Raw genomic sequence first — 12265 nt, 5'->3', positions numbered from 1 at the left:
ATCAGCTGATCGCCTTCAGCCCGACGGCACTGCCGATGATGAGGGCGATGAAGAAGATCCTCGGAAAGTTTTTCGGCTCGTTATAAAACAGCATGCCGAGTATCGCGCCGCCTGCTGCACCGATTCCCGTCCATACCGCATAGGCGGTGCTCATGGCGATCTCATTCATCGCGAGTGACAGGGAGATGAAACTGATGCCAAAGAGGCTGATTATGCCGAAGAGTGCGAGTTTCGTCCTTTTATGCGTATAGACGTTTATTGCGTTGACGCCGAGCATTTCAAAGATGCCCGCCAGTATCAAAAGTATCCAGGCCATTATTTTTCCGCCTCCTCAATGCGTTCTTCCGATGTGACCATCTTCAGGCCGATGACGCCTGCGAGCAGCACTGCGATGAATACGAGGTTCCAGACTGTAAACGGCTGCCCGAACAACAGGAAATCGGTGATTGCGACACCGGTCGCGCCGAGTCCGACGAACACCGCATAGGATGTGCCGACCGGCAGCTCCATGGAAGCGACGATCAGCAGGTAGAAGCTGATATAAATCGCAATCAGGGTCAGCACCCACTGCCACCAGTTGTCGGCATGGTTCAGGCCGATGACCCAGCCGACTTCAAAAATCGAAGCGATGATGATTTTGATCCAGTTCATAAATTCAAATCCTTTCGATCATTAAATAAAAAAAGCCTGGGAGATATTTAAATCTCCCAGGCTTTTATCCCTCCGTGTCACGGCCTCTGCCATGGGTTCACTCTCGGTCCAGTCCAGCGGTGCTGCGGAACCCTAGTGAACTCTCTCCACTATATTCAATCATATGTTAGCACACGGAATTGCTTCTTTCAAACCATGAGCTTCCCTCAGATTATCAGTGCCGCCCTCCGGGATTTCCTGTACAATGATTCTATGAATCATACTGGGGGACACAACCATGCTTTTGGAAATCATGTATACTTTGCTCATCATCTCAATATCCGGCTTCCTCATCAGCGGGATGCTTTCCATCCTGCAGTTCGGCGGCTATTTCAAAAAGCACAGGCAGCGCTACATAAAATATTTCATCGCTTTCGCCGTCATCACCATCATTCTGATGGGCATATTCACCATCATCGCGTCTTGAATATATTTTAAATCAGTGCAGAAAAAGAACGTCCGAATCCCGGACGTTCTTTTTTGATTCATCAATTAAAAGAAGAAGCCGACGACAGCCGCTGTAAGTAGGCTGACGAGTGTCGCGCCGTATACGAGCTTCAGGCCGAATCTTGCCACCTTGTCCCCGCTTTCGCTGTGGAGACCTTTGACGGAGCCTGCGATGATGCCGATGCTGCCGAAGTTGGCAAATGAGATCATGAATACTGAAAGCATCGCCTGTGTTTTCCTTGAAACTTCTTCAGCGATAGGCTGGAATTCCACGATCGCAACGAATTCGTTGGTGATCAGCTTGGTCGCCATGAGGCTTCCCGCAATCTGGGCGTCCTCCCATGGAATCCCGATCAGGAACGCAATTGGCATGAAGATGTAGCCGAGGATATCCTGGAACGTAAAGTTCGATCCCGGTATGAGCAGGAACAGCTCATTGAGCAGATTGATCAGGGCGATGAAACCGATCAGCATCGCGCCGACGATCAGGACGATTTTACCACCATCGATGATATAGTCGCCAAGCACCTGGAAGAACGACTTGCCCGCTTCCGGCTTGGTGGAGATTTCAGCACCGTCATCAACGATCTCCTCTTCGTAAGGGTTGATGATATGTACGATGACATAGATGCCGAACAGGTTCAGTACAATCGCAATCAATACGAACTGCGGTTCAAGCATCGTGAAGAAGGCGCCTACGATTGAGAGCGAGATGGAACTCATCGCCTGTGCTGCGAGTGTATAGAGCCGCGGGGTCGTCATCCTCGGCAGCTGGTTCTTGAGTGATACGAAGACTTCCGACTGACCGAGCATCATTGAAGCCGCACCGTTGTAGGACTCGATGTAAGGCAGTCCCGTGATCCTCGTCAACAGGATACCGAGGCCTTTGATGATGAGCGGCAGGATCCTGGTGTAGGAAAGGATGCCGATGATCGCCGATATGAAGATGATCGGAACCAGTACATTAAAGAGGAATACGTTGACCGGATCTCCTGCGTCATCCGTCATCAAGTCGCCGAAGACGAACAATCCGCCTTCACGGGCAAAGCCGAGCAGATGATCGAAGGCTGCGGCAAGCCATCCGATGAATGTCTGACCCCATGTCGTATTCAGTAAAAGAAATGCGAAAAGGATCTGGAGTGCAATCAGAAGCAGGATGTTCTTCCACTTCCTGAGCGCAAGCTTACGGTTGCTGCTTGCAAGCCAGGCGAGTAACATTACGAACAGCAGGCCGACTATCCCCATTACAATACTCATGATAAAATCCTCCAAAATAAAAATATATGATGTAAAATATGTATATGCTGTCTCGCTTTTCATTATAAAGTATAAAAGGCTGAAACGCGATACCGAATCATTATAATGCAAACGTTTGCAAAAATAAAGAAAGACTTTATTTTTTGAACAGGAAATTTGCCAAAATATATCGCAGGCTGTATACTTTAGTCAAAGAAGGTCAAAAGAGGTGATTGCATGCGTAATATGTCGGATATCATTGAAGAATATTTGAAGGAATTACTTGCAGATTCCGACGGCGAAGCCGTTGAAATCAAGCGTGCATCTATTGCTGAAAAATTCGACTGTGTCCCATCTCAATTGAACTATGTCATAAAAACGAGGTTCACCAATGAGCACGGATACCTTGTAGAGAGTAAACGTGGCGGTGGTGGATATATCCGGATCACCAAAGTCGAAACACATTCAAAAGCGGAATATCTTGCCCGTTTAAAACAGATGATAGGCACCGGGTTAAGCCAGCGGAATGCACAGCATATCGTCCAGTCCATGTATGAAAACAAAGTGATCACATTGAAGGAAGGCAAAATCATCAATGCGGCCCTCGACAGGGAGTCGCTGATGATCGAACTGCCGTACAGGGATCAGCTCAGGGCGAAAATTTTGTTGAACATTATCGACGTCATCCTATACACCGAGGAGTGATTTTATGGTATGTGAATCATGTCAGGAAAATGAAGCGACTGTTCATATAACGACAGGCAGTGGCTTGAACAAAACAGAGAGGTATTTATGCGAAGCTTGTGCCAACAAGTCGTTTTCGAATCAGTTCGCGAATTTCCCGGATGATTCGGTCAACATCCATCAGCTTCTGCAGTCACTCTCGGCACAGCAGCCGGCGGGGATGAAGCAGAAAAGGCACTGTGATACATGCGGTTCCACGATAGAAACCATACTTAAAAACGGCAAGTTCGGCTGTGCGGACTGTTACGGCACTTTCAGCGGCAAAAGCAATGAGATCATCACCAAAGTGCAGCTCTACCAGACGGAACATGTCGGGAAGGTCCCTGAGAAGTCCTCGGCTTACCTTAAAGTGAAGAAAGAAATTGAGAAACTCCGGGAGAAGCTCACAGAACTCGTGGAACAGCAGGAGTTCGAGGAAGCCGCAGTGGTCAGGGACCAGATAAAATCATTGGAAGCAGGTGATGACAATGGTGAAGGTTAGTCCGTGGATCATAAAAGCCGAAGAGAAGCCGGTGGAGATGTCTTCAAGGATCCGCCTTGCAAGGAATGTGAGGGACATCCCCTTCCCCCATATGCTGAAAGGCGGGGAGATGGATGAGGTCACAGGCAGGCTGAAAGCTGTACTGAACGACTTCGGAGAAGTCGATCTGAATGGGATGAAGTTTGAAGATAAGGCACTACTCGTCGAAAAGCATCTGATCAGTCCCCTGTTCACCAAGCGGGGACGGCTGAGCTATATCAGCAGTGATGAATCGGTCTCCATCATGGTCAATGAAGAAGACCATATCCGCATCCAGGTGATGGGGGCGGATGAGTCACTTGATGAATTATATGAGAGGGCATCCAAACTTGATGATAAACTGGAGGCGGAGATCAATTATGCATTCGATGACAAATACGGCTTCCTGACCGCCTGCCCCACCAATGTGGGCACAGGGCTCAGGGCTTCGGTCATGCTGCATCTGCCCGGCTTGTCACTCGGCAGCAGGATACAGAGGATTGCAAGCAACCTGAACCGCTTCGGATTTACGCTGAGGGGAATATACGGGGAAGGCTCCGTCCCGCTCGGCCACATCTACCAGTTGTCCAATCAGCTGACGCTCGGCCGGACCGAAGAGGACATCATCATCAGCCTGAATGAGTTGAAGATGAGGATCATGGAAGAAGAAAGCGAGATGCGCTCCATCATGAATGATGATCATCTCCTGAAAGCGAAGGATTCAATCTACCGTTCCTACGGCACGCTCAAATATGCCCATACTATTTCTCTGAAAGAAGCGGCGAATCACTTGAGTAATGTTAAACTGGGGATGGATCTGAATCTGCTCCCCGAAAACACCATAAGATTCCAGGAACAGATACAGCTGATTCAGCCGGCTTTCATCAAAATGCGTTTAGACACCATGGAAAAAGAGTATGGATCATTAGAAAGAGCAGTCGACGAAGAACGTGCAACACTATTACGTGAATTAATAGGAGGGACATCATAAATGTTATTTGGAAGATTAACTGAAAGAGCCCAGAAAGTGCTCGCTTATGCACAGGAAGAAGCAATCAGCCTGAAACATTCAAGCATAGGCACAGAACATTTGTTACTCGGTCTGGTCAAGGAGAAAGAAGGCATTGCTGCAAAAGTCCTGTCGAGCTTCAACATAAGCGAAGATAATGTACGCGACGAAGTATTCAATCTCATCAATGAGGGCGAGGACGGGACCGGATCCATCCATTACACCCCGCGCGCGAAAAAAGTGATAGAGCTCTCCATGGATGAAGCGCGCAAGCTCCACCATAATTTCGTGGGCACCGAGCACCTGCTGCTCGGCCTCATCCGCGAAAGTGAAGGCGTGGCGGCACGTGTCCTGACCAACCTGGACCTCAATATCACAAAAGCGCGTGCTTCCGTCATCAAAATGCTCGGAAATCCGGAAGCACTCCAAAACAAAGAGGGGCAGAAGAAGGATAACAACACCCCGACGCTTGATTCACTCGCAAGAGATCTCACGGAAATCGCCCGTGATGACCGTCTCGACCCGGTGATCGGAAGATCCAAAGAGATCACCAGGGTAATTGAGGTACTGTCCCGCAGGACCAAGAACAACCCTGTCCTGATTGGTGAACCGGGTGTCGGTAAAACTGCAATTGCAGAAGGTCTCGCCCAGTCCATCATCAAAAATGAAGTGCCGGAAACATTGAAGGACAAACGTGTGATGTCCCTCGATATGGGTACGGTCGTCGCCGGTACGAAATACCGCGGTGAATTTGAAGAGCGCATGAAGAAAGTGATGGAAGAAATCCATAAGGCAGGGAACGTAGTGCTGTTCATTGATGAGCTCCATACGCTGATCGGGGCAGGCGGGGCGGAAGGTGCAATCGATGCATCCAACATCCTGAAGCCGGCGCTTGCCCGTGGCGAGCTGCAGTGCATCGGTGCCACGACTCTTGAGGAATACCGTAAGCATATTGAAAAAGATGCAGCACTCGAACGCCGCTTCCAGCCGGTCCAGGTCGATGAGCCGAATGTCGAGGACACGATCCTGATCCTTAAGGGCCTCAGGGACAAGTATGAAGCCCACCACAGGATAAACATCACGGATGAAGCAGTCGAGGCGGCAGCCAAAATGAGTGACCGCTACATTCAGGACCGCTTCCTGCCGGACAAGGCGATCGATTTGATCGATGAAGCTTCATCCAAAGTCAGACTGCGCAGCTACACTTCACCGCCGGATCTGAAAGATCTTGAAAGCAAGCTCGAAGCGGTCAAGAAGGAGAAGAACGCAGCGGTGCAGAGCCAGGAATTCGAAGCTGCGGCAAACTACCGCGACCGCCAGTCCAAGCTTGAAAAAGAGCTGAAGGAAAAAGAAGAAAAATGGAAAAAGGAACAGGGTCAGTCTTCACAGTCCGTCACCCAGGGCGATATAGAAATCGTCATCAGCGGCATCACAGGCATCCCGCTGTCCAAGATTGCAGAGGGCGAATCGGACCGTCTCCTTAACCTGGAATCCATCCTCCACGACAGAGTCATTGGACAGCAGGAAGCAGTGACTTCCATCTCCAAAGCTGTGCGCCGTGCAAGGGCCGGCCTTAAAAACCCGAAACGCCCGATTGGCAGTTTCATCTTCCTCGGTCCGACCGGGGTCGGTAAGACTGAGCTTGCAAGGGCACTCAGCGAAGCGATGTTCGGCGAGGATGATGCGATGATCCGTGTGGATATGAGTGAGTACATGGAAAAACACTCGGTATCCAGACTCGTCGGTTCACCGCCGGGTTACGTCGGGTATGAGGATGGCGGCCAGCTGACCGAGAAAGTCAGAAGAAAACCTTACTCGCTCGTCCTGTTCGATGAAATTGAAAAAGCACACCCTGATGTCTTCAATATGCTGCTGCAAGTGCTGGATGACGGCAGACTGACGGATGCAAACGGCCGTACGGTCGATTTTAGGAACACGATCATCGTCATGACATCAAACGTCGGCGCCCAGGAACTGAAGGACCGCAAGTTCGCAGGTTTCGGCACGACTTCCGATTCAGGCACGCATGATTATGAGACAATCAAAAGCACGATGATGAAAGAGCTGAAAGATACATTCAGGCCGGAATTCATCAACCGTGTCGATGATATCATCGTCTTCCACAGCCTTGAAAAAGAACACCTGAAAGAGATCGTCTCCCTGATGATCGAACAGCTGCAGGAAAGGCTGAGCGACCAGAACATCAATATTGAGGTCACTGAAGCTGCAAAAGCTCAAATTGCAGAAGATGGCTATGACCCTGAATACGGTGCAAGACCGCTTGCAAGAAGCATACAGAAAAATATTGAAGATACTTTGAGTGAGTCATTGCTCTCAGGTGCCGACTTCGAAAACAAAGTTGTCACTGTGGATTATGAAAATGAAGAATTTACGGTGGGCATGAAAGAAAAAGAAGCGGCAGAGAAATAGGCAGTGTCAGCCCAAATCATGTGTGAATGGTTTGGGCTGTTCTGTTTTCTTTTACATACTTTAAAAACAGGCTCGATAGTAATACAATAATAAGGAAAAGAAGCGGAGGTCATCAGCATATATGGCAAAAGTGAAAAATGTCTTCGAGTGCATGGCATGCGGATATGAATCGCCCAAGTGGATGGGCAAATGCCCGAGCTGCGGCGGATGGAACCAGATGGAAGAAAAGCTTGTGCATAAGGAAACGAAAGGGCGGGGGACGCTCGGCAAACAGGCCCCGGATGAAAAGGTCAGCCGACCGACAAAATTGAACAACGTCAAAAAATCACAAACGCCGAGAACATTGACGAAAAGCGGCGAATTCGACCGGGTGCTGGGCGGCGGGATCGTCGACGGCTCGCTCATACTGATCGGCGGGGATCCGGGAATCGGCAAATCGACGATTCTGCTCCAGACTGCACTGACACTGTCGGAAGACCATGAAGTGCTCTATGTCTCAGGCGAGGAATCGCTTGAACAGATCAAGCTCCGGGCGGACCGGCTGGATGAGAGAAGTGATAACCTGCACGTATACTGCGAAACGAACCTTTACTATATACATGAGGAAGTCAAAAAATCAAAGCCGGACTTCCTCATCATCGACTCCATCCAGACCATCTTCAATCCGGACATCACGAGCGCGCCGGGCAGCGTCTCCCAGGTGAGGGAATGTACACAAAGCCTGATGAATATCGCGAAGGGTGAGAACATCGCGACTTTCATAGTGGGCCACGTGACGAAGGAAGGGCAGATTGCCGGACCGCGCATGCTCGAGCATATGGTGGACACGGTACTTTATTTTGAAGGCGATCAACACCAGACATACCGTATTTTAAGGGCGGTCAAAAACCGTTTCGGCTCCACGAATGAGATGGGCATATTTGAAATGAAAAGTACGGGGTTGAAGGAAGTCCTGAACCCATCGGAAATCTTCCTTGAAGAGCGGTCCAAAAACACACCCGGTTCTGCAATAGTCGCAACAATGGAAGGCACGAGGGCGATGCTGGTGGAAGTCCAGGCACTTGTCGCACCGACACACTTCCATAATCCGCGCCGCATGGCGACAGGAGTCGACCATAACCGGCTGTCATTATTGATGGCGGTACTTGAGAAGAGCGGCGGCTACCTCATGCAGCAGCATGATGCCTATATCAAAGTGGCCGGCGGCGTGAAGCTGGACGAACCCGCTGTGGACTTGAGTGTCATCATCAGCATCGCCTCCAGTTTTAAGAATATGGAAGTGCGCGGGGATGACTGCTTCATCGGGGAAGTGGGACTGACAGGCGAAATCAGAAGGGTCACGAAAATAGAATCACGTCTGCAGGAAGCGGCAAAGCTCGGTTTCAAACGGGCCATCGTGCCAAAATCATCCCTTGCAGGCATACAGCTGCCGGAAGGATTGGAAGTCCGCGGCGTGAGCCACCTGACCGAGGCGATAAAGCACGCCTTCGGTTAATATGATTTTAAATTATTTGAAAGGCGGTGAATGAATTGCTGAAATATCTGATATATATATTGTACTTTCTGATCGGTGTGTCACTCGGCGTATGGCTGCTCCCGGATTTGGTTTCTTTTCTCCCGGTTGAACTGCCTCTGCTGCTGAACAATGTGCTGGTCCATGCCCTGATCGGAGGAATCCTCTTTTTATTCCTGTTCCTTTGGAGTGTTCCAAAAGTCGAATCCCTGATCGGCAAAGGCGAGGGGATGATCCTGAACCGGAATCTGCCGGAAATCATCTTTGCGACATTGGGCATGATTATAGGGCTTGTCGTTGCTGTCTTAATATCATTATTATTAAATACTTTGAATATCCCTATAATCAGCGAAGTCATATCTTTTGCACTGGCAGTCATACTCGGCTATCTCGGTTTCCAGATCGGTATGAAAAAGCATACTGAACTGCTGGAAGTCTTTCCGGGACAGAACAGCAGGCAATCCGGGAAAATGGCGCAGGGCCAGAAGAAGCTGGTGGACACCAGTGCAATCATCGACGGCCGGATCATAGATGTCGTCAAAACCGGTTTTATAGAAGGCGAACTGATCGTCCCCCAATTTGTCCTGGATGAGCTCCAGCTGATTGCAGATTCCACGGATGCCATGAAGCGTGACCGCGGGCAGAGGGGGCTTGATATGCTGAATGAGCTTCAGGACAGCGGACTGGACGTCACAGTCCAGCCGATCGCCTATGAAAAGCTGGATGTGGACCAACAGCTCGTGCAGCTTGCCAAGGAGGAAGATGCCGCCCTGATCACCACTGATTATAATCTGAACCGTGTGTGTCAGGTCCATAACATCAAAGTGCTCAATGTCAATGAATTATCGGATGCGATAAAACTGGTCATCAGACAGGGCGATACTCTGGATATCATGGTGACGAAGCACGGCAAGGAAGAAGGCCAGGGTGTCGGATACCTCGAAGATGGGACGATGGTGGTCATAGAAGAAGGCAGGGAGCTGATCAACCGCACCGTCAGTGTCGAGGTGACAAGTGTCCTGCAGACCAATTCGGGACGCATTATTTTTACAAAGAGAGAGAGCTAATATGTCTTATATTGCGATTATACCGGCGGCCGGCCTCGGCAGCCGCATGGGTTATGGTAAAAACAAAGTATTCATCGAACTGAAGGGGAAATCCATTATAGAACGGACGGTCGGGCTCTTCGAGGAAGACGCGAACTGCACCGGGATTTACCTTGCGGTGAGGGAAGACGAGGCGGCATTGATGGAGGAGAAGCTTTCGGCCTATCCTAAAGTCAAAGGTGTCTTCGCCGGCGGCCGTGAGAGGCAGGACAGCATCTATAATGTTTTGAAGGAAATCCCTGAGAGTGACCATGTGTTCATACATGACGGGGCGAGGCCGTTTGCAAGCCCGAAACTTTTGAATGAGGTTTATGAGGCGGTCATCACTCACAAAGCTGTAATATGCGGCGTGAAAGTCAAGGATACGATCAAAAGGGTGGACGGCCCGACAGTGGCAGAGACGCTGAAGCGGGAAGAACTGCTCATCACCCACACGCCCCAGGCATTCGACTACCGGCTGATTATGAAGGCGCATGAGAATGCCCGCCGGAGGGGCCTTGCGGTGACGGATGATTCAAGCATGGTCGAAACCCTGGGTGAATCAGTACATATTGTGGAATCGGATTACAACAACATCAAAATTACGACCCGGGAAGACCTCGTCATCGCGGAGTCGATCATAGCCGGAAGAGGTGAGAGTAAATGATAAGAATCGGTCATGGTTTTGACGTCCATGCGTTTGCCGAAGGCAGGCCGCTGATCATCGGCGGGCTGACGATACCGCATGATAAAGGCCTTGCGGGCCATTCGGATGCGGACGTCCTGCTCCATACGATTGCGGATGCAATCCTCGGGGCACTTGCACTTGGTGACATCGGGAAGTTTTTCCCGGACACCGACGACGCGTTCAAAGATATGGATTCCAAAGTGCTGCTCAGTGAAGTGGTCGGGAAAATGAATGAGGAACAGTATGAAATCGGCAATGTTGATGCCGTCATCATGGCCCAGGCGCCGAAGTTCAGGCCTCATATCGACGAGATGAGGAAAAGTGTGGCATCGATTTTGAACACAGAGGTTTCAAATGTTAATATAAAAGCGACCACTACAGAAAAACTAGGATTTGTCGGCAGGGCTGAAGGCATCACTTCGGAAGCAGTTGTTCTGCTTACAAAAATGGAGGAATATTAATGGATAAAGTTAGAGTCAGATATGCACCGAGTCCGACCGGATTTCTGCATATAGGGAACGCGCGTTCAGCGTTGTTCAATTATTTGTTTGCGCGTCATTACGGCGGTGATTTCATCATCCGCATCGAGGATACCGATCAATCCCGCCATATCGAGACCGGTGAGGAATCCCAACTCAACAACCTGGCATGGCTCGGAATCGACTGGGATGAGAGCATCGATAAAGACGGGGGGTACGGACCGTACCGCCAGTCTGAACGCGGACATATATATGAACCCTACATCCAGAAACTACTGGATGAGGACCTTGCCTACCGATGCTATATGACGAGCGAGGAACTGCAGCAGGAACGCGAGGAGCAGATTGCACGCGGTGAGATGCCGAGATACGGCGGCCATCATGCCAACCTGACGAAAGAGGAAGAAGAGGCGCTGATCGCCGAGGGCAGGGAACCTGCCATCCGCATACGCGTACCGAAGGACAAAGTCTATAAATTCAATGATATTGTAAAAGGCGAAGTGACTTTTGACTCAAACGGATTCGGAGACTGGGTCATCGTCAAAAAAGACGGAGTGCCGACGTATAACTTTGCGGTCGCCATCGATGACCATGAGATGGACATCACCCACGTGCTGCGCGGGGATGATCATATTTCAAACACGCCGAAACAAATGATGGTATATGAAGCGCTGGGTCTGGAAGCACCGGAATTCGGGCATATGACACTGATCGTCAATGAGAGTAAAAAGAAGCTGTCCAAGCGTGACGGGGCGATCATCCAGTTCATTGAACAGTACAAAGAGCTCGGCTATCTGCCTGAAGCATTATTCAACTTCATCGCACTGCTCGGGTGGACGCCTGAAGGTGAAGAGGAGATCTTCTCCAAAGAGGAATTCATCCAGTTATTCGATGAAAAGAGACTTTCAAAAGCGCCCGCCTTCTTCGACAAACAGAAGCTGACATGGATCAACAACCAGTACATGAAAGAAAAGGATGCTGAAACCGTCTTTGAAATGGCGTTGCCGTTTCTGGTCGAGGAGGGGCTGATCAGCAAGGATCCGCAGGGCGAGGAACTCGAATGGGCAAAGAAACTTGTGGCACTCTATCAGCCGCAGATGAGTTTTGCCGGTGAGATCACGACGCTGTCCGAACAGTTCTTCAAAGACGATATCGAGTTTGATGCAGAAGCGACGGAAGTGATCAACCAGGAGCACATACCGGAATTGATGAATGCATTGTATGATGAGTTTGAAGGATTATCTGACTTTGATCCTGCTACAATCAAAAAGTCCATTAAAAATGTACAGAAAACGACCGGTTATAAAGGCAAGCAGCTTTTCATGCCGATCCGCGTGGCGGTGACGGGACAGACGAGGGGCCCGGAACTGCCGGATGCGATCTCCCTGATCGGCAGGGAAAAAGTGCTCGGGCGTGTGGCTAAGCTGAAATGAAGCGAGTCTAAG

Annotated in this window: 13 protein-coding genes and 1 riboswitch; of the genes, 10 read left to right on the top strand and 3 right to left on the bottom strand. The window is 49.9% G+C overall.

Annotated elements, in window-relative coordinates; all coding sequences use genetic code 11:
* Window position 1 precedes the first annotated feature (1 nt).
* Both CRN96_RS09285 and CRN96_RS09280 read right to left on the bottom strand, forming a co-directional pair.
* Complete coding sequence (locus tag CRN96_RS09285) at window positions 2–316, bottom strand: DMT family transporter (RefSeq protein ID WP_097041449.1); 315 nt, start codon at window positions 314–316, stop codon at window positions 2–4.
* On the bottom strand, window positions 316–651 hold the full coding sequence (locus tag CRN96_RS09280; RefSeq protein ID WP_097041447.1) for a DMT family transporter: 336 nt from the start codon (window positions 649–651) through the stop codon (window positions 316–318). Before CRN96_RS09280 ends, CRN96_RS09285 begins: the two co-directional genes overlap by 1 nt.
* A gap of 51 nt (window positions 652–702) precedes the next feature.
* A riboswitch (guanidine-I (ykkC/yxkD leader) is annotated at window positions 703–798 on the bottom strand.
* A gap of 130 nt (window positions 799–928) precedes the next feature.
* Between CRN96_RS09280 and CRN96_RS09275 the strand changes: the two genes are divergently transcribed.
* The gene (locus tag CRN96_RS09275; protein ID WP_097041445.1) at window positions 929–1117 is read left to right on the top strand and encodes a hypothetical protein; all 189 of its coding nucleotides are present in this window, start codon (window positions 929–931) and stop codon (window positions 1115–1117) included.
* Between the two features lie 65 nt (window positions 1118–1182).
* Here the strand turns inward: CRN96_RS09275 and CRN96_RS09270 are convergent, their stop codons facing one another.
* Window positions 1183–2394 (bottom strand): NupC/NupG family nucleoside CNT transporter, encoded by a 1212-nt coding sequence (locus tag CRN96_RS09270; protein WP_097041442.1) that lies wholly within the window; start codon window positions 2392–2394, stop codon window positions 1183–1185.
* Window positions 2395–2610: 216 nt separating this feature from the next.
* Here CRN96_RS09270 and CRN96_RS09265 point away from each other — a divergent pair, with 216 nt between their 5' ends.
* The 9 genes from CRN96_RS09265 (at window position 2611) to gltX (ending at window position 12253) form a co-directional block, all read left to right on the top strand.
* Window positions 2611–3078 carry a CtsR family transcriptional regulator gene (locus CRN96_RS09265; protein WP_097041440.1) on the top strand — a complete coding sequence of 156 codons (468 nt, stop codon included), beginning with the start codon at window positions 2611–2613 and terminating at the stop codon, window positions 3076–3078.
* A 4-nt stretch (window positions 3079–3082) separates the two neighbouring features.
* A complete protein-coding gene (locus CRN96_RS09260) occupies window positions 3083–3598 on the top strand; it encodes a UvrB/UvrC motif-containing protein (protein ID WP_097041438.1) in 516 nt (171 codons plus the stop codon).
* Window positions 3585–4607 carry a protein arginine kinase gene (locus CRN96_RS09255; RefSeq protein WP_245844605.1) on the top strand — a complete coding sequence of 341 codons (1023 nt, stop codon included), beginning with the start codon at window positions 3585–3587 and terminating at the stop codon, window positions 4605–4607. The genes CRN96_RS09260 and CRN96_RS09255 overlap by 14 nt, the downstream gene beginning before the upstream one ends.
* Complete coding sequence (locus CRN96_RS09250) at window positions 4608–7055, top strand: ATP-dependent Clp protease ATP-binding subunit (protein ID WP_097041434.1); 2448 nt, start codon at window positions 4608–4610, stop codon at window positions 7053–7055.
* Window positions 7056–7176: 121 nt separating this feature from the next.
* Window positions 7177–8550, top strand: a complete 1374-nt coding sequence (gene radA / locus CRN96_RS09245) for a DNA repair protein RadA (protein WP_097041432.1) — start codon at window positions 7177–7179, stop codon at window positions 8548–8550.
* Window positions 8551–8585: 35 nt separating this feature from the next.
* The gene (locus CRN96_RS09240) at window positions 8586–9635 is read left to right on the top strand and encodes a PIN/TRAM domain-containing protein (RefSeq protein ID WP_097041430.1); all 1050 of its coding nucleotides are present in this window, start codon (window positions 8586–8588) and stop codon (window positions 9633–9635) included.
* 1 nt (window position 9636) lies between these two features.
* The gene (gene ispD / locus CRN96_RS09235; RefSeq protein ID WP_097041428.1) at window positions 9637–10320 is read left to right on the top strand and encodes a 2-C-methyl-D-erythritol 4-phosphate cytidylyltransferase; all 684 of its coding nucleotides are present in this window, start codon (window positions 9637–9639) and stop codon (window positions 10318–10320) included.
* Window positions 10317–10802 carry a 2-C-methyl-D-erythritol 2,4-cyclodiphosphate synthase gene (ispF, locus tag CRN96_RS09230; protein WP_097041426.1) on the top strand — a complete coding sequence of 162 codons (486 nt, stop codon included), beginning with the start codon at window positions 10317–10319 and terminating at the stop codon, window positions 10800–10802. Before ispD ends, ispF begins: the two co-directional genes overlap by 4 nt.
* Complete coding sequence (gltX, locus tag CRN96_RS09225) at window positions 10802–12253, top strand: glutamate--tRNA ligase (RefSeq protein WP_097041424.1); 1452 nt, start codon at window positions 10802–10804, stop codon at window positions 12251–12253. The genes ispF and gltX overlap by 1 nt, the downstream gene beginning before the upstream one ends.
* The last annotated feature ends 12 nt before the right edge of the window (window positions 12254–12265 follow it).

It is taken from the genome of Salinicoccus kekensis (assembly GCF_900220995.1).
In the GTDB taxonomy this organism is placed as follows: domain Bacteria; phylum Bacillota; class Bacilli; order Staphylococcales; family Salinicoccaceae; genus Lacicoccus; species Lacicoccus kekensis.
Note: the sequence above shows the minus strand (reverse complement) of the source record. Positions and strands in the feature narration are given on the sequence as shown.